This is a genomic window from Ruegeria sp. CDSC045, from assembly GCF_059610725.1.
The window spans coordinates 50,891-68,731 of sequence record NZ_JBXWOE010000002.1 but is presented as its reverse complement, the minus strand read 5'-3'; the positions used below and the strand labels follow the sequence as shown (position 1 = coordinate 68,731).

Genomic DNA, 17,841 nt, shown 5'->3' with positions numbered 1-17,841 from the left:
TATTAGTCAGTTATTAAGTGCATGTCCTGCGGCATACTGTCAATTAGCCGAAAATAAGTTGGGGGCGGGATAATCCTCCGCCCCCGAACCGCTAGGTTTACTGGAAAACAGCCGTCGGGTTGTCCAGGCTTTCAGAACCTTCGAACTCAATCTGATCGACGTCCAGAATGGTGACGATCCGCTCGATTGTCTTGGTCTGGTCCACCAGCCCGTTCACACCGCCCATGATCAAAACTTCGCCACCTTCGTTGCCGCGTTCCAGCATCTGGTCATAGGCGAACCCGGCCTCGGCTGTGGATTTGATCCGACCCAGCGCCTGCATTGTGTTGGCCAGCTTCAGCTTCATCTCGGCGTCTAGAGATGGGTCGGAGGCAATCACCAAATCCGAAAGCGATGCGCCGCTGACAGGAGTTCCGTCGATGCGGGTATAGCTGCCTAAATAGACGTTCTGAATGCCAAGACCATCATAGTAGTGGCTGTTATGCGTGTTGTCCGAGAAGCAGTCATGCTCTTCCTCGGGATCGTTCAACATCAAGCCAAGACGCATCCGCTCACCGGCCTGCTCACCATAGGACAGCGAGCCCATTCCGGTGAGGATCGCGCTTATTCCTGCGCTCTCATTTTCGGTCAGGGCAGTTCGGGCCGCACCTCCGTCCTGCCACTGGGTCGCCATCCATTCCAAATCGGTGACCAGCAGTTCAGTCACGGCCTCAAGGTACTGGGCGCGGCGGTCACAGTTACCGCCGGTGCAGGTATCACCTTGGGCATAGTCCGTCCATGGACGGCTACCCGCGCCTTCACCGTGGCCGTTCAGGTCCTGGCCCCACAACAGGAACTCAATCGCGTGGTAACCAGTGGCGACGTTGGCCTCGATCCCGTCTGCCTCGTGCAAAGTGCCCGACAGCAGTTCCGGGGTGATGTCGTTGGCATCGATTGGTTCGCCTGAAAGTTCAAAGCTTGGGTTGGCGATGACGTTCAACGCGGCGAACTCATTCTCGTCGCTCGGGCCGCCGTAGGTGGTGTCTACATAGTCGATCAAGCCCTCATCCAGGGGCCATGCGTTCACTTTACCTTCCCAATCATCAACGATCGCATTTCCGAACCGATAAACCTCGGTCTGCTGATAAGGGACGCGGGCCGCAATCCAAGCGGAACGGGCGGCATTCAGTGTTGCGTCGTTTGGTTCGGAAATCAGCGCGGTCACGGCGCGCTGCAGCGATTTGGCTGCAATCAGGCTGTCATCGTACTTCGCCTCGGCGATATTGGCGTAGGTATTCAGAACATCTGCTTTCGAGGGGGTCTCGGTTGCAAAAGCAGAGGTGGCGGTCATCAGAGCCACGGCGCTTGTCAGGATCAGGGGGGTATTCATTGGGGGGTAGTCTTTCTTGTCAGATAACAATGGGTTCGCGCGATGCGACGCTCGACCAATTAACTGATAGAAATAGTCAACTAAGTCAACCTGAGTTTTATAGTCAGGTAAATTGTGAGCGAAAATAGCCCATTCCTACCCAAATCTAGTGGGCTTTGGTGTATTGTGACGCGATTGCGCGAATGTTTTTTCAGTTTAGAGTCGCTTAGTTGATTCTTTTCAGATGGTTCCATGGTCATGAAGTTCTTAGTTTTTGTTTTAACGCTTTTCCCGGTAAACGCGTTGCCTCAGTCTCAGGTTGCAAATCAGCACGAGCATGGGCAGGGACGATTGGCGGTTTCCTTTTCGGAAGCCGGGATTTCAATTTCCCTTGTGGTTCCTGGTCTTGACGTCCTGGGGTTCGAAGGCCCAGCGGAAACCGAAGGCGATCAGGCCTCGGTCGCCGGAGCCATTTCCGAATTGTCCAACCCGCTTGATCTGTTCAGTTTGCCTGAAGAGGCGGGGTGTTTCACTGTCTCGGCCAATGTCACCCTGTCTGGTGAAGGGTTGGGACCGGTCGTAGACAGCGGATCAAATGTGCATACCGAATTCAGGGCAGACTATCAGATGCAGTGCCAGGACATGACGCATCTGGACCACGTCACCTTTCCCTATTTTGACCGCTTTCAACGTGCTGAATCTCTGATTGTTCAGATCGACAAATCCGGGAAGGTTGATCGTCACACCGTGACGCGCGACGCGCCTGATTTAGACCTCAACACAGGCCTGTAATTCGGCAAAGAAAGCAAAGGCTTTGCTGCCAGAATAGGTTGGGCTTTCCTGTGTTCTTCAGCACCAGTTCCCAGTGCAAAGGCCATCGCATGTCTGAAGCCAGAGGACCCCGCATCCAACGTTAGTCTTCTTGCACCCACCGGCAAGACATTCCTGCATTGCCCCACAATCATTGTGCCACCACATACAGGATCTCGAAGACGAACATGTGCAGGTAGGCGGCGCGCCTTTAGCAATTTCGATAATCGGGCTATCGCAAGCATTGTCGCCGAGTTGCTGCGTATATTTATGAAACACCGAGTGATCTGGAAAAACCTTCTCGATCACAGGCGACAACTCATCAAGACGAGAAGTGGCCGTATGGTTCGCTTTGTCTTCCGAGTAGCAGTCAGGATTGAGTAACTCCTGAAGCTCGGAAAGTAATCGGCACTGAGACTTGTCAGACAGTGCCGCAATGCCTTCACTAAGCCGGTCTTGCCACACTGCCGCCTGAACAGCGGCGGGAAGGCAGTCAAAAATTGACTTCTGTTCGGCGATGTTCAAAGCCGACAAGCCGATCCGAAATTTTGAGATAGATGATACGGGATTGTACATAGTAGCCCCCTTTTCTAAGGGGCCATCATAACACATTTTTCGTTTGCGCGTTTGTCCCGACCTTCTGAGGGCGCAGAGAACAGGCTGAAGCAAGGGCTCGATAAGCCTTGGTATGTCCTTAGAAGTGAGATCGAGGACGAAGTCGGAAAGAGAACGTTTTGGCTTGCTTTTGTGATGGCAGAGTCGCCAGCACCATCACAAATTAACCGGGTTTGAACTGTGAACTCAACGCTCAGTTATGAAGGACAGTCCAGACACAAGCTGTCTCAATCCAAGTGCGGCACCTGCAAAGATTGCAACGAATGTGACGGGCGCGCTGTAGGCCAGAAGTGAGAATGCAGATATACCTTGCCCGACGCTGCAACCAACCGCGATGATCGCACCTGGACCCATAATCGCAGCGCCCAGCATTTGTCGCTTGAGTTCACGTGGATCTTCGCATGCTTCCCATCGGAAATGGCCCTTAGACCACGACCCCAGAAACGCGCCAATGAGAACGCCGGAGACTGATCCGACCGCAAAGGACAAAGTGTTTCCGGACGCAGTCATAAGGTAGAAAATAGTGTCACCCAGGGGTGCCGCGAAGGTATGGGTTTGCACCGGCTCACCATCGAAACCATGTGTCGCAACCCAATTCGTGCCAAGCCAGCCCGAAACGATTGCCAGTCCAACTACAGACCCCCAAAACACCTGTGCCGGAGTGCGGCGGAAGCGATGGCTTGCCAAAGCAAAAAACACCAAAGCCACACCGATAACAGAGCCAATGAGCCAAGCTGGAATAGAGGTCAACCGTTCGGCAAGAAAGCTAATGCTCTGGGGGCCATTGAGATCCATTTCCTCTGGAAAGATCCATACCCGCAGATAGGCGAGGGGTCCGGACATTACGACGTAAGCGGAAAGACCCATGATCAAAACAATTACGAATGATCGAAGGTCACCACCTCCCAGCCTTGCCAGCGCGCCATAGCCGCAGTTACCGCAGATGGCCATTCCGTACCCGAACATGAGGCCCCCCACGATCGAACCGAGGGGGTTCCAGGTCTGTGCAAGATACCTTGTTCCGACAGGGTCAAGTCCCCCCAATGCCATAGCTGTGTGGCTGCCGACAATCGCAACACCGATTGCCATTGCCCACATGCGCAGCCGCCGGTCATCATCTGCGTAAAGGTAGTCTTCGATTGCACCCAACGTGCAAAAACGGCCGATGCGTGCGGCCAATCCCAATACGATGCCGCCAATCAAACCGATCAGAGCAACGGTATTTGTGTCTCCCAATGCTTCGAGCATTGCCAGTCTCCTCCCAAAGCTGGCGGCTTTCTGACCGGCTTCTACTTCTCCCTGCAGAAAAGGTCGTAAACGACTTCCAGGATTTGGGTCGAACGATCATCAGCCAATCTGTAGTAGATCGTTTTCCCCTCGCGTCGTGTCTTCACCAAGCCCTCGAAGCGTAAGCGGGAGAGTTGTTGAGATACCGCGGCTTGACGCGCTGAGAGCATTTCCTCCATCTGCGTGACCGATTTTTCCCCTGACGACAGATAACACAAAATCATCAGGCGCCCCTCATGGCTGATTGCCTTGAGGAAATTTGACGCGGTCTGAGCATTCTCCATCATTCTGTCCATGTCTTCGGCGCACATGTCCTTGGAGAACACAGGCAGGTTCGAAGATTTGTCCAACAAGATCGCCTCGCTTTCATGGCTTCACGCATTCAAAACAGTTTATGTAATATACTGCAGTTTATCCAGAGGTCTCAATTAGTATCCCAGCGTCACGCAGTAAAACGCCCAACACACCCCAGAAAAAATCTTCACCGGGATAGCCTTCGATTCGTCCGACCTCTCGGCCATTGTCCAACAGAACAAAGGTTGGTGTGTAGTAGAGAGGCCGTTCCAATGTGATGTCGTCAGGCATGGCTGCGCGGATATCGACACGCCGAAGCGGTGCTGCATTTCCTTCGGGTGTCTTAGGGTAGATTTCTGAAATTTCGGAGTCCCAGCGGGCGCACCACATGCACCCATCTTCTTCTGCCATCAGAAGTGTCATTTCGGCCCGTAAAGCCACGGGAAAAACAAGCAACGTGATCGCAAGCAAACGTAGGATTAGGTGGCGCATCCAAAGCTCCGATTGACCGCAGTGACATATCTTTATAATTTTGAATGTGTGAATAATAGCGCGTCAGGACAGGTTTGACCATGCTCGACATTACTTTTGCAGGAGCTTTGGTCGCCGGACTTTTGTCCTTTCTGTCGCCTTGCATCCTGCCAATTGTGCCGTTTTACCTTAGTTATCTGGCTGGTGTCGGGATGGAGCAGATTTCTGCGACATCCGCTATTTCCGGCGAGGTTCGCCGCCGGGCAACGCTTGCTGCAATCGCATTTGCGGCAGGAATCATAACCATCTTTATGGCTCTCGGGGCCACGGCTTCGATATTTGGTCAGCTGGTACGAGAATACTTCGATATTCTGCGTTGGATTGCTGCAGCCATCATCATAGCGATGGGCCTGCATTTCCTGGGGTTAATTCGCATCGGGTTCCTGTATCGGCAGTTACGTGCAGATATTGGCGAGACATCAAACGTGAGCCTCGCTGGGGCATATGTACTTGGATTGGCATTTGCTTTTGGCTGGACGCCCTGTGTTGGGCCGGTGCTCGCTGCAATCCTGTTTACAGCGGCCGGAACTGAAACGGCTTGGCGGGGCGCGGGGCTTCTGTTCGTTTACGGGGTTGGAATGACTGCACCGTTTGTTCTGGCGGCCTTTTTGGTTCGCCCCTTCATGCAATGGATGGTGCGGTTCAGGAAGCACTTGCCGCAGATCGAAATGGCAATGGGGGGGCTGTTGATCCTGTTCGGGGTCCTGATCGCAACCAACTCGATCAATCACATAGCACAATGGATGCTGGACTATATGCCCTGGCTTGCGGCCATTGGTTAATCCGGGAGGAAGACATGAAACGCACTTTGTCAGTTTTGATCGCATGCATGATAGGGGCTGCAGTCTCTGCTGCTGATCTGGGCGACGATGGATTGCATAAAACACCGTGGATGCGTGATACGTTCAAAGATCTTCGCGAGGATCTTGAAGAGGCGTCAGGTGAAGGTAAGCGGTTGGTTTTGTTCATTGAACAACGGGGCTGCATCTACTGTAAAAAGATGCACGAAGAGGTTTTCCCACAGCCCGACCTGGCGGCGTTTATCGAAGAGAACTTTTTTGTCGTCCAGCTGGATTTGCATGGAAGCACCACTGCCACTGATTTTGACGGAGAAGAGAGTGAGCAAAGAGCGCTGATGCGCAAATGGGGGATTCTGTTTACCCCAACGCTTGTTTTTCTGCCGGAAGAGGTGCCCGAGGCTGCCTCAGCCATCGATGCTGCCGTTGCTGTAATGCCGGGAGCATTCTCCAAGGGAACAACCTTAGACCTTTTCACCTGGGTCGATCAGAAGCGATATGAACTTGATAATGGCGAAGATTTCCAAAGGTATCACGCGCGGCGCATTCAGGAGCGAAACAATATTTCGCAGGAGTGAGATTGGACGTTACAGATAAAAAAATTCATTATGATGAATTTGATGTTGCGATGAACCATGTTCGTCGACTACGGTGCACAAAGTCTTTGGGTCGCAAAGCGCCACAGGCGCGGTAGCAAATGGGAGGGATCATGAAGCTGAGACTCTTAACACTGGCATCCGCTATGATGGGCGTTGCCGCATTTGCCGAAGAGACAAGTCCGAAAGACGTACCCTATGACGACTATGGTGCAATCGAGGTCTCTCTGACCGATGTTAATGGTGACGCGGCAAACGGTGCACTCATCGTTGGCGACAAGTCCAAAGGCAATTGCGTGGCATGCCACGCGGTCTCAGCTTTGGCGGACATTCCGTTCCATGGTGAGGTTGGCCCGATGCTGGATGGCGCCGGTGATCGTTGGACCGAAGCAGAGCTTCGCGGTTTAGTCGCAAACGCAAAAATGACGTTCGAAGGCACGGTAATGCCGGCGTTCTACAAGGATGACGGTTATATCCGGCCAGGCGATGCCTATACGGGCAAAGCGCCAACGGCGCCTCTAACGACGATCCTGACTGCACAGGAAATTGAGGACGTGGTCGCGTTTCTAGCGACACTGAAAGAGGAATAATCTCGCCTTCTGGCGTGGCTTTTCGAAGATTCAAAGGAGATTGAAAATGGAACTCTCTCGCCGCGAGACTCTGGCCCTTGGGCTGGGCGCCGCGTTCCTGACAATTATGCCGCTACGAGCGAATGCAGCTGCTGAAGATGCGATCTCCGCATTTTCAGGCGGGGCAGATGTGGCTGATGGCGGTGTTACACTGACGGCACCGGAAATCGCGGAAAACGGAAACACCGTACCAATCGAAGTCAGTGCTCCGGGCGCAGCTGCAATTCTGATCGTGGCCGCAGGCAACCCCGAACCGGGTGTGGCAACGTTCAATTTCGGCCCGCTGGCTGCTGAACAAGCCGCTTCAACCCGCATCCGTCTTGCCGGAACGCAGGATGTCATTGCCGTGGCGAAGATGGCAGATGGCAGTTTTGCCAAAGCGTCCGCGACCGTAAAAGTGACAATCGGCGGTTGCGGCGGTTAATCGCCACGCGCCCTGAAGAACAGGAGATTAACCAATGGCATCCGGTGTAAAGCCCCGCGTCAAGGTTCCAAAGACAGCCGCTGCTGGCGAAGCTGTTACGATCAAGACACTAATCAGCCACAAGATGGAAAGCGGCCAGCGCAAGGATAAAGAAGGCAACGTCATCCCGCGCTCGATCATCAACCGTTTCACTTGCGAGTTTAACGGTGAAATGGTGATTGATGTGACTATGGAGCCAGCGATTTCGACAAATCCGTACTTCCAGTTCGAAGCAACCGTGCCCGAGGCTGGTGAGTTTGTCTTCACCTGGTACGATGATGATGGCTCAGTTTACGACGAGAAGAAAACGATCGAGATCGCCTGACGGCTCGACCACTAAGGAAGGTTAGCGCTGGTTGTGATTTCTGGCGCTGGCCCACCAAGGGAGGAACGTAATGAATACCAAGGCACTTACGGCGATCGCGGCTGTTCTGGCTTTCCCAATGGCAGCAATGGCTGGACCGGACGAAGATAATCTTGTGATCAATGACGAGCTGAATATGACCTCGGTCACCGAGGCCGCGGCGCATCTGGAGAATTTGGACACGATCTATTCGGGTTGGCATTTCCGCACAGATGAAACTCAGGCACTGCAGATTGATGATTTTGACAATCCGGCAATGATCTTCGTCGATCAGGCAGCCGACCTCTATGAGACAGTTGATGGTGCTGCAGGTGAAAGTTGTGCCTCGTGCCATGATGGAGTGGAAAGCTTCAAAGGACTGCAGGCGTCCATGCCCAAGGTCGATGCTGAAAGCGGCGAGCTGGTGGTTATGGAAGATCTGATAAACAAATGCCGTACCGATCGCATGGAGGCCGATGCCTGGAAATGGTCTGGTGGTGACATGCAGGGTATGGTCGCATTGATCGGTCTGCAGTCACGCGGGATGCCCATGAACGTTGCTATTGATGGTGATGCCGCGCCATTCTGGGAAGAGGGCAAGGAAATCTATTATACCCGCTACGGTCAGTTGGAACTGAGCTGCGCCAACTGTCATGAAGAAAACTGGGGCAATATGATCCGAGCGGATCACCTGAGCCAGGGTATGATAAATGGATTCCCTACCTATCGTTTGAAGCAGGCCAAACTGATCTCGCGCCACAATCGGTTCCGCGGTTGTATTCGCGATACACGTGCTGAAACCTTTGCCGAAGGGTCGGACGAGTTCCGGGCACTGGAGCTCTATGTCGCTTCGCGTGGCAACGGGCTTTCAGTCGAAACCCCAGCTGTACGTCAATAACGAATGACCCGCCTGGGCAATGCCCGGAGCGGGTTTTTCACCTATATAACATTCACACATATATATGTGTAAAAGGAAAGCTGATAGATGATTTCTCGACGTGACTTCTTGCAGGTTTCAATGGCGGCCTCGGCTCTGTTCGGAGCGTCCGGGTTTGGCAACTGGGCCAGGCTTGCTGCGCAGCAAAGTCTAACGCAGGATCAACTGCTAGAGTTCGAGACCTTTGGCAATATCAGCCTGATTCATGTCACCGACATTCACGCGCAACTCAAACCAATTTATTTCCGTGAACCCGAAGTCAATCTTGGTATTGGCGATGCAAGAGGACAGATGCCACATGTTACTGGCGCCGCGTTCCGCAAGGCATACGGGATAGAAGATGGAAGCCCGTCGGCCTATGCGCTGACCTACACTGATTTTGAGTCACTGGCCAAGACCTACGGTCGGGTGGGTGGCTTGGATCGGGTCTCAACTGTCATCAACGCCATTCGAGCGGACCGTCCTGATGCGTTGCTTCTTGACGGGGGTGATACTTGGCACGGTTCTTACACCTGCTATCAGACGGCCGGTCAGGACATGGTTAACGTCATGAATGCGCTGAAACCCGATGCGATGACTTTCCATTGGGAGTTCACGTTGGGCAGTGATCGTGTCAATGAGATTGTTGAAGGTTTGCCTTTTGCCGCCTTGGGGCAGAACATTTTTGATGCGGAATGGGATGAACCCGCAGAGATGTTCAAACCCTACAAGTTCTTTGATCGGGGCGGTTCCAAGATTGCGGTGATCGGACAGGCCTTCCCGTACATGCCGATTGCAAATCCGGGATGGATGTTCCCCGAATACTCGTTTGGGATCCGGGATGAGAACATGCAGGCAATGGTGGTCGAAGTTCGCGATGCCGGCGCCGATGTCGTTGTCGTCCTAAGCCATAACGGCTTTGATGTGGATAAGAAGATGGCGGGTCGCGTTCAGGGGATAGACGTTATCCTCAGTGGCCACACCCATGACGCACTGCCCGAGCCGGTTCTGGTGGGTAAAACGCATATAATCGCCTCTGGATCGAACGGCAAATTCGTCAGCCGTGTGGATCTCGACGTGCGGGATGGGCAGATGATGGGGCTAAAGCACAAGCTTATCCCGATTTTCTCTGATGTTATTGCACCAGATCCTGCGATCACTGCTCTGATAAATGATCAGCGCGCGCCTTATGAGGCGGCGCTGAGCGAGGTGATCGGCAAAACGGACTCGTTGCTGTACCGCCGCGGCAACTTCAACGGCACTTGGGATGACCTGATCTGCGATGCTCTGATCAATGAGCGTGAGGCAGATATCGCAATGTCGCCCGGCGTCCGTTGGGGGCCGTCAATCCTGCCGGGACAGGAAATAACGCGCGAGGATATTTGGAACGTCACCTCGATGTCCTATCCGAACGCCTATCGCACAGAAATGACCGGGGAGTTTATCCATGTCATCCTGGAAGATGTCGGCGACAATCTGTTCAATCCCGACCCCTATTACCAGCAGGGTGGCGACATGGTCCGCGTTGGCGGGCTGGGTTATCGGATCGACGTAACCAAGCCGCAGGGGCAGAGGATCAGCGATATGACGCTGTTGAAAACCGGTGAGGCGATCGACCCGGCCAAGTCCTATGTCGTGGCCGGTTGGGCCAGCGTCAACGAAGGCACCGAGGGCCCGCCGATTTGGGATGTCGTCGAAAACCATGTTCGCAACCTTGGCACCGTAACGGTGCAAGAGAACACCAGTGTCGAAGTAATCGGCGCTTAAGAAACCGATGGAGACCTAAGAGATATGGATGACGCGTTCAAACCGTCCCGCCGGGCCTTCCTGAAAGGCAGTGCCGCGGTCGCCGCAGGATCCGTTGCAGGTGCGGCAGCGGCAGAAACACCCGACCCACTGATAACAGAGCTTCAGGATTGGGCATCTTATACGGGGGCAGGTGTTGATGAGACGCCTTATGGCATGCCGATCAGCTTTGAATCCCATGTCGTGCGCCGCAATGTGGAATGGCTGACCGCCTCTCCGATTTCGTCGATCAACTTCACACCGATCCACGCGCTCGATGGCACGATCACTCCGCAGGGATGCGCCTTTGAGCGTCACCATTCAGGCGCGATCGAGCTGCGCAAGGAGGACTACCGCCTGATGATCAACGGGCTGGTTGATCGCCCGCTTGTCTTTACATACGAAGACATTGAGCGGTTCCCGCGCGAAAACCACGTGTATTTCTGCGAATGTGCGGCGAACACAGGTATGGAGTGGGCTGGTGCGCAACTCAACGGCGTCCAATTTACTCATGGCATGATTCACAACATGGAATACACCGGTGTTCCGCTGCGCGCGCTGTTGCAGGAAGCAGGTGCCGACATCTCACCTGACAAATGGGTCTATGTTGAGGGCGCAGATGCGTCGTCCAATGGCCGCTCTATCCCGATGGAAAAAGCGCTGGATGACGTGTTGGTTGCATTCAAGGCGAATGGCGAAGCGCTGCGGATGGAGCATGGGTACCCTGTGCGTCTCGTGGTGCCGGGTTGGGAAGGCAACATGTGGGTCAAGTGGCTGCGCCGGATCGAGGTTGTTGATATGGCGGTCGAAAGCCGCGAAGAAACATCAAAATACACCGATGTTTACGTCGATGGCACGGCCCAGAAATGGACTTGGGTGATGGATGCTAAATCTGTCATCACCTCACCCAGCCCGCAAATGCCGATCAAACACGGACCGGGTCCGCTGGTCATTTCCGGGCTTGCCTGGTCAGGCCACGGACAAATTACACGGGTCGATGTGTCAAAGGACGGTGGAATCACATGGGAGACAGCGCGTCTTGGTAAGCAGGGCGACACCAAGGCTCTTACACGTTTCTATCTCGATACGAACTGGGACGGGGCGCCAATGCTCTTGCAGGCCCGGGCGATAGACGAGACCGGTTATGTGCAACCAACCAAAGACCAGTTGCGTGAAAAACGCGGAGAAAACTCGGTCTACCACAACAACTGTATCCAGACTTGGTACGTGAGCGCAGAAGGGATCGCCGAGAATGTTGAAGTCTCTTAGTCATGTTTTCCTGCCCGTATTTGGCGGTACGGCGTTGGTGCTCGCGGTAGCTGTGTCTTTCGCGAACCGGAACTACGGCCACTCGAAGATTGAGACATTGGAAACCCGGATAGGGCAGGTTGAGGCGCATGCAGCAGTTGCCCAGGGGAATGCGGAAGCAGAATCCAAACGAGCAGCCGAACTGGAGATCAAAGTCGAAGAAATCCAGGCAGCGGCGGCAGAACGGGTCGCCAATGGTGCGAACTTGACCGCATCCGCGCCCATCCACGAGAGTAGCATTGGGCTTGGGCGGTCGGCACTGAAGGAAGAGATCGCGGCCTGGGACGTTGACGTCTTGCCTGATGGGCGTGGCCTACCCGTAGGTTCAGGCGACGTCTGGACCGGAGAAGAGGTGTTTGTCGCCCGCTGTTCGTCATGCCACGGTGAATTTGCCGAAGGTGCCGATAACTGGCCTGTTCTGGCCGGTGGGTTTGACACGCTTGCAGACGAAGATCCTGTAAAAACCGTTGGGTCATATTGGCCACATTTGTCGACTGCCTGGGATTACATTTCCCGCTCAATGCCCTTTGGTGAAGCGGGCACGCTGACAGCGGATGAGACCTACGCAATTGTCGCATACATCCTCTACTCCAATGATTTGGTGGATGACGATTTCGAGCTGAACAACGAAAACTTCGCCGAGTTCAAAATGTACAATATCGACGGTTTCGTTGTCGATGTACGACCCGAGACCGAATACACTGAATGGCGCAAAGAGCCTTGCATGGAGAACTGCAAGGCAGAGGCCGCCGTCACAATGCGTTCGGTTTTTCTGGTTGAAACACCCGCGGAGGGTGGTTCGAACTCGGTCATGAATAATGCCAGCCCGGATGAGTTGCCGGTGTTTTCGGCGAAAGGCCCCTCGTTCATTCCATCTGCAGCGCCAAAGCCTGATGAAGAGGCCGCAGCCATACCGGCCGCTCAAGAAACCGAAGTGACAGACGAGGTTACAGAACTGGCTGCTGCAGGAGAGAAAGTCTTTAAGAAGTGTAAGTCCTGCCATCAAATTGGTGAAGGTGCAAAGCACAGCACTGGGCCTGCTTTGAACGGGGTAATCGGAGCTAATGCTGGATCGGTCGAGGGCTTCAAATACTCCAAAGCGATGCAGGCGTCTGCGGAGGCAGGGCTAGTCTGGACCGATGAAGAAATGACTGCCTTTCTTACGAAGCCCAAGGAATACATGAAAGGCACAAGGATGTCTTTTGCAGGTCTCAGAAAACAGGACGATATCGAAGCTTTGATCATTTATCTTAAGACGTTTGGAAGTTGACGATGCGTTGGTCGAACGCGCTTGTCTGTGCCGCGTTCTTTGGGGCTACTGCTTCATCGACCTACGCTGCAGAAGACCTTGGCGATGCTGAGGCAGGGAAAGCTGTGTTTGCCAAATGCAAAGGCTGTCATCAGGTTGGAAAGGGGGCCGAAAACAAAATCGGTCCGCATCTGAATGGGATTTTTGGGCGCAGGGCAGCTGGTCTGGATGGCTTTAGCTATTCCAAAAGCCTTGCGCGCGCGGGTAGCTCGGGTCTGGAGTGGCACGCTGACACACTGTCTGCGTACATCGAAAACCCACGTGCATTCGCGTCAGGCACCAGGATGAGTTTTGGTGGCCTGAAAGACCCGGAAGACCGCGCCAACGTGATCGCCTATTTGCGGGATTTTTCCGACAATCCTCAGGACATCCCAGAAGCGGACCCGACGGCGAAGGGCACGGATCATTCTATCGACCCCGCGATCTTGGCGATTCAAGGAGATCCGGAGTACGGCGCATATCTCAGCAGCGAATGTACAACGTGCCATCAGATCGACGGAGGCGATGAGGGCATTCCCTCGATCGTGTACTGGCCTGACGAAGACTTCGTGGTCGCCATGCACGCATATAAAGACAAACAGCGGCCACACCCGGTCATGCGAATGATTGCCGGACGGCTGAGCAATGACGAGATCGCGGCATTGGCTGCCTACTTCAATAATCCATAGTGACTGTGTCCAAGAGGAGGAAACGCGATGACGCTAAATAGACGAGTATTTCTTGGAGCCGCCGGGGTGGTAGCAGCCGGGTTATCGGCACCGATGGTGTTGGCGCAAGGCAAACCACGCGTGGTAATTGTCGGCGGCGGTGCGGGCGGTGCAACTGCTGCGCGCTACATCGCAAAAGACAGCAGTGGTGAGATCGACGTAACGTTGATCGAGCCGTCGCGGACCTATTACACCTGTTTCTTCTCAAACCTGTATCTGGGAGGGTTTCAGGAGCTTTCGGACATTGCCCACAGCTATGGCACGCTTGCCGCGAACTACGGCATCAACGTGGTGCATGATTGGGCCACAGGGGTGGATCGCGATGCCAAGACGGTGTCCTTGGCAGGTGGCGGGTCTGTTCCATATGACAAGCTGATTCTGAGCCCGGGTATCGACTTTGTTGATGGTGCGGTCGAGGGCTGGGACGTCTCGGCGCAAAATAAAATGCCGCATGCGTACAAGGCTGGATCTCAGACCGAGCTTCTCAAGGCGCAGATCATGGCAATGCCCGAAGGGGGTACATTTGCAATGGTCGCGCCACCGAATCCGTACCGTTGCCCACCCGGACCGTATGAGCGGGTTTCAATGGTTGCGCATGTTCTGAAGGCGAACAACCCGACAGCAAAGATCATCGTTGCTGACCCGAAACCGAAGTTTTCCAAGATGTCATTGTTCCAAGAGGGTTGGGCCAACCACTACGAAGGAATGGTTGACTGGATCGGCGAAGATTTCGGCGGCGGCAATGTCGCCGTAAACCCGGATGCAATGACCGTTACTATCGACGGCGAAGAAACCAAGGTCGATGTCTGCAACGTGATCCCAGCGATGAAAGCCGGACGCATTGCGGAAATGGCAGGGGTGACCGATGGCAACTGGGCACCCGTGAACGCCGCGGATATGTCCTCCAAAGCCGACCTGGATATCTACGTTCTTGGTGACGCCAGCCAACAGGGTGACATGCCCAAATCCGGCTTCTCGGCCAACAGTCAGGCGAAAGTTTGTGCGAATGCCGTGCGAGGTGCGTTGACCGGGACCAAAGTGTTTCCGGCCAAGTTCTCCAACACGTGCTGGTCGCTCATCGACACCGATGATGGCGTCAAGGTTGGCGCAACTTACGAAGCGACTCCCGAAAAGATTGCCAAAGTGGACGGCTTTATCAGCCAGACCGGCGAAGATGCGGACTTGAGGAAAGCAACTTATGAAGAGTCGCTGGGTTGGTACGCTGGTATCACTTCAGACATGTTCGGTTAAGGTATTCAGGGGTTTTGACTGGTGTCAAAGACCCTGATGAGCAATCTGAGAAGATGCGGCTCAAGAGGAGGATTAAAATCATGAAACACTTTATCGCTGTAGCCGCGTTTTCCACTGTTCTGGTGAGCCATGCGTTTGCGGAAGAGATCATCACCGCCCCATTTGACGGCAGTTTTGATGATGCAACCTTCGCCGTCGAGTCCGCGATTGTCGGACAGGGACTGGTCATCGACCATGTAAGCCATGTAGGCGACATGTTGAATCGCACGGGCGCTGATGTCGGCAGTGACAAGCAGATATTTGCGGCCGCAGACATCTTCATTTTCTGCTCGGCAAAAATCTCGCGCGAGGTGATGGAAGCCGACCCTATGAATATCGGATTCTGCCCCTACGGGATTTTTGTAGCCGAAGACGACAGTGGCGTGATGGTGGGATATCGAGGCTACCCTGATGGGCCAATGCAAAAGGTTCAGACCCTGTTATCCGAGATCGTCGAAGAGGCCGTAGGGAATTGAAATGAACTATCAGCAGTTTTTTCGTGATCAGCTAGACCAGCTTCAAGAGGAAGGGAACTATAGGGTCTTTGCGGATCTCGGAAGGCAGTGCGGTGCATTCCCGACCGCGCGCAATTACGCAGAAGACGGTCCCGAAAAAGTCACTGTCTGGTGCTCAAATGATTATCTTGGCATGGGTCAACACCCCTGCATTCTTGCAGCAATGCACCATGCGATTGATGAGTGTGGTGCCGGGGCGGGTGGTACGCGGAATATCTCTGGAACCACTCACGAGCACGTTTTGCTGGAACAGGAACTTGCCGACTTGCACTGCAAAGAGGCGGCATTGCTATTTACGTCCGGCTACGTCTCAAACTGGGCGGCTTTGGGAACTTTGGCCTCCCGCATTCCTGGTATCACTGTACTGTCAGACGAGTTGAACCATGCCTCGATGATTGAGGGAATTCGCCACAGCCGTTGTCAAAAGCGGATCTGGAAGCACAATGATATTGCAGACCTTGAAAGGCAACTTGCTGACATACCAGCCAACGCACCAAAGCTCATCGCGTTCGAAAGCGTCTATTCCATGGATGGTGATATAGCGCCAGTTGCCGAGATCTGTGATCTGGCGGATCGCTATGGCGCGATGACCTATTTGGATGAGGTTCACGCCGTAGGGCTTTATGGACCGCGCGGCGGTGGCATCGCCGAACGTGAAGGCCTGATGGATCGCCTAACCGTTATCGAGGGGACATTAGGCAAAGCCTTCGGTGTCGTCGGTGGATACATCGCGGCGTCGAAAGAGCTTGTGGACTTCGTCCGGTCCTTTGCCAGCGGGTTTATCTTTACCACTGCATTGCCTCCGGCCGTAGCCGCAGGTGCGGCAGCCTCGGTTCGGCACCTGAAGCAAAGCAATGCGGAACGATATCTGCACCAGCAGCGAGTGCGCGAAGTTCGAGACAGGCTGGACGAACTGAGTATTCCCCATACTCCGAACCCAAGTCACATCATTCCGGTCATGGTCGGCGATCCGGTTAAGTGTCGCTTCATCTCTGATGTACTGATGCGTGACTATGGAATTTACATCCAGCCGATCAACTATCCAACCGTTCCCAAGGGAACGGAGCGTCTACGGATTACACCGTCGCCGGTGCATTCTACTGAAGACGTGGATCGACTGGTATCTGCATTGGGTGAGTTGTGGACGCAATGCCAGTTGGCGCGCAGGCCAATGGTCGCACAATGACAACTTGACCGAAGACAAGGATGCACACGCTACGAAGTGAGAGTTTCTGCTGATGGAGAGACTCATCGATCTGTTGGGAGACTCTGGTGCCTTGGCATTTGCCGGAGTGCTCGTCGGTATCTTGTTCGGCGTGACGGCTCAGAAGTCTCACTTTTGTTTAAGAGCGTCGGCAGTCGAAGTCGCCGAAGGCGAGCTAGGTCCCCGCTTGGCGGTTTGGCTGATCGCCTTCACCACTGCGCTCGCCTTGGTACAGGCGCTTATCGCGTTTGAGTGGCTAGACCTGTCCGAGACACGTGCAATCGCGTCGACAGGTAGCCTGAGCGGCGCGGTAATCGGTGGAGCGATGTTCGGCGCAGGCATGGTTCTGGCGCGTGGATGTGCATCTCGCCTTTTGGTATTAGCCTCCTGCGGTAATCTGCGCGCCCTGGTTACGGGATTGGTTTTGACCTTAGTGGCTCAAGCCGCCTATACCGGTGTTCTTAGTCCCGTCCGCGAGTTGCTGTCTGGTATCTGGGCTGTCCCAGGAGGCGCGCCGCGTGATCTTTCAGAAATACTTGGGCTCTCGCCAACGGTTTATACAGCAGTTGCAGCGTTGGGACTGGTGTCGGCCATTGTCTTTGCGTCCCACCGGAAAGTCGCGCCTATAAGGATCATAGCGGCCGCAGGAGTTGGCCTGGCTGTGGCGCTCGGCTGGTTGTTAACATTTGCCATCGCGCAAGCATCTTTTGAAGTCGTGCCTGTGTCTTCTGTCACCTTTACCGGACCGGCCACGGACACACTAATGGCGTTGGTTGCAAGTCGAAACGTTGTTCTGTCCTTCGGTATCGGCCTTGTCCCAGGCGTAGTAATTGGCGCGGCAGGCTCGGCCTTGACTGCAGGGGAGTGGAGGATCGAACGATTTGGCTCGGAAACTCCGATGGAACGCTACCTCGTAGGGGCTGTTCTCATGGGGTTTGGGGCCATGCTGGCGGGAGGTTGCGCGGTGGGTGCCGGGCTTTCAGGAGGGTCCGCCCTGTCATTGACCGCATGGGTTGCCGTATTTTTCATGTGGGTCGGGGCGATCAGCACGCATAGACTATTGATGCTAATCCCTGTTCCGCAACATTCCTGAG

General features: G+C 54.3%; 20 protein-coding genes. 15 read left to right on the top strand and 5 right to left on the bottom strand.

Translation table 11 applies throughout. From position 1 onward, the window contains the following. Positions 1 to 97: 97 nt before the first annotated feature. On the bottom strand, positions 98 to 1,369 hold the full coding sequence (locus AC2FH6_RS05500) for an imelysin family protein (protein ID WP_496701606.1): 1,272 nt from the start codon (positions 1,367 to 1,369) through the stop codon (positions 98 to 100). 237 nt (positions 1,370 to 1,606) lie between these two features. On the opposite strand from AC2FH6_RS05500, the gene AC2FH6_RS05495 reads away from it, so the two are divergent. Beyond that, entirely contained in the window at positions 1,607 to 2,140 is a 534-nt protein-coding gene (locus AC2FH6_RS05495; protein WP_496701605.1) for a ZrgA family zinc uptake protein, read from the top strand. Between the two features lie 57 nt (positions 2,141 to 2,197). Here AC2FH6_RS05495 and AC2FH6_RS05490 read toward each other — a convergent pair whose 3' ends face one another. The 4 genes from AC2FH6_RS05490 to AC2FH6_RS05475 all read right to left on the bottom strand — a co-directional run bounded on the left by AC2FH6_RS05490 (position 2,198) and on the right by AC2FH6_RS05475 (position 4,846). After that, a complete protein-coding gene (locus AC2FH6_RS05490) occupies positions 2,198 to 2,734 on the bottom strand; it encodes a bacteriocin fulvocin C-related protein (protein WP_496691685.1) in 537 nt (178 codons plus the stop codon). 225 nt (positions 2,735 to 2,959) lie between these two features. After that, positions 2,960 to 4,021: a YeeE/YedE family protein gene (locus tag AC2FH6_RS05485; protein WP_496701603.1), complete on the bottom strand. Its 1,062-nt coding sequence runs from the start codon at positions 4,019 to 4,021 to the stop codon at positions 2,960 to 2,962. Between the two features lie 41 nt (positions 4,022 to 4,062). Next, positions 4,063 to 4,371, bottom strand: a complete 309-nt coding sequence (locus tag AC2FH6_RS05480; RefSeq protein ID WP_142635976.1) for an ArsR/SmtB family transcription factor — start codon at positions 4,369 to 4,371, stop codon at positions 4,063 to 4,065. 100 nt (positions 4,372 to 4,471) lie between these two features. Then, positions 4,472 to 4,846 (bottom strand): hypothetical protein, encoded by a 375-nt coding sequence (locus tag AC2FH6_RS05475; RefSeq protein ID WP_496691683.1) that lies wholly within the window; start codon positions 4,844 to 4,846, stop codon positions 4,472 to 4,474. Positions 4,847 to 4,926: 80 nt separating this feature from the next. Between AC2FH6_RS05475 and AC2FH6_RS05470 the strand changes: the two genes are divergently transcribed. The 14 genes from AC2FH6_RS05470 (at position 4,927) to AC2FH6_RS05405 (ending at position 17,840) form a co-directional block, all read left to right on the top strand. Next, positions 4,927 to 5,667: a cytochrome c biogenesis CcdA family protein gene (locus tag AC2FH6_RS05470; protein ID WP_496701601.1), complete on the top strand. Its 741-nt coding sequence runs from the start codon at positions 4,927 to 4,929 to the stop codon at positions 5,665 to 5,667. A gap of 14 nt (positions 5,668 to 5,681) precedes the next feature. After that, complete coding sequence (locus tag AC2FH6_RS05465; RefSeq protein WP_496688793.1) at positions 5,682 to 6,260, top strand: thioredoxin family protein; 579 nt, start codon at positions 5,682 to 5,684, stop codon at positions 6,258 to 6,260. 131 nt (positions 6,261 to 6,391) lie between these two features. After that, positions 6,392 to 6,868 (top strand): sulfur oxidation c-type cytochrome SoxX, encoded by a 477-nt coding sequence (gene soxX / locus AC2FH6_RS05460; RefSeq protein WP_142635844.1) that lies wholly within the window; start codon positions 6,392 to 6,394, stop codon positions 6,866 to 6,868. 46 nt (positions 6,869 to 6,914) lie between these two features. Further along, on the top strand, positions 6,915 to 7,331 hold the full coding sequence (gene soxY, locus AC2FH6_RS05455) for a thiosulfate oxidation carrier protein SoxY (protein ID WP_142635846.1): 417 nt from the start codon (positions 6,915 to 6,917) through the stop codon (positions 7,329 to 7,331). A 34-nt stretch (positions 7,332 to 7,365) separates the two neighbouring features. Next, complete coding sequence (gene soxZ, locus AC2FH6_RS05450) at positions 7,366 to 7,695, top strand: thiosulfate oxidation carrier complex protein SoxZ (RefSeq protein ID WP_142635848.1); 330 nt, start codon at positions 7,366 to 7,368, stop codon at positions 7,693 to 7,695. A 70-nt stretch (positions 7,696 to 7,765) separates the two neighbouring features. Next, positions 7,766 to 8,611 carry a sulfur oxidation c-type cytochrome SoxA gene (gene soxA, locus AC2FH6_RS05445; protein ID WP_496700709.1) on the top strand — a complete coding sequence of 282 codons (846 nt, stop codon included), beginning with the start codon at positions 7,766 to 7,768 and terminating at the stop codon, positions 8,609 to 8,611. Positions 8,612 to 8,698: 87 nt separating this feature from the next. Further along, on the top strand, positions 8,699 to 10,396 hold the full coding sequence (gene soxB, locus AC2FH6_RS05440) for a thiosulfohydrolase SoxB (protein WP_496701599.1): 1,698 nt from the start codon (positions 8,699 to 8,701) through the stop codon (positions 10,394 to 10,396). A gap of 24 nt (positions 10,397 to 10,420) precedes the next feature. Beyond that, entirely contained in the window at positions 10,421 to 11,683 is a 1,263-nt protein-coding gene (gene soxC / locus AC2FH6_RS05435) for a sulfite dehydrogenase (protein ID WP_271948170.1), read from the top strand. Continuing rightward, a complete protein-coding gene (locus AC2FH6_RS05430; RefSeq protein WP_496701596.1) occupies positions 11,667 to 12,992 on the top strand; it encodes a c-type cytochrome in 1,326 nt (441 codons plus the stop codon). Before soxC ends, AC2FH6_RS05430 begins: the two co-directional genes overlap by 17 nt. A gap of 2 nt (positions 12,993 to 12,994) precedes the next feature. After that, positions 12,995 to 13,699, top strand: a complete 705-nt coding sequence (locus AC2FH6_RS05425) for a c-type cytochrome (RefSeq protein WP_142635858.1) — start codon at positions 12,995 to 12,997, stop codon at positions 13,697 to 13,699. A 27-nt stretch (positions 13,700 to 13,726) separates the two neighbouring features. Continuing rightward, positions 13,727 to 14,989: an FCSD flavin-binding domain-containing protein gene (locus AC2FH6_RS05420; protein WP_496701594.1), complete on the top strand. Its 1,263-nt coding sequence runs from the start codon at positions 13,727 to 13,729 to the stop codon at positions 14,987 to 14,989. An 80-nt stretch (positions 14,990 to 15,069) separates the two neighbouring features. Beyond that, positions 15,070 to 15,504 (top strand): DUF302 domain-containing protein, encoded by a 435-nt coding sequence (locus AC2FH6_RS05415; RefSeq protein ID WP_142635862.1) that lies wholly within the window; start codon positions 15,070 to 15,072, stop codon positions 15,502 to 15,504. 1 nt (position 15,505) lies between these two features. After that, positions 15,506 to 16,729 (top strand): 5-aminolevulinate synthase, encoded by a 1,224-nt coding sequence (hemA, locus tag AC2FH6_RS05410; RefSeq protein WP_496701592.1) that lies wholly within the window; start codon positions 15,506 to 15,508, stop codon positions 16,727 to 16,729. 52 nt (positions 16,730 to 16,781) lie between these two features. Next, positions 16,782 to 17,840, top strand: a complete 1,059-nt coding sequence (locus AC2FH6_RS05405) for a YeeE/YedE family protein (RefSeq protein ID WP_496701590.1) — start codon at positions 16,782 to 16,784, stop codon at positions 17,838 to 17,840. Position 17,841 lies beyond the last annotated feature (1 nt).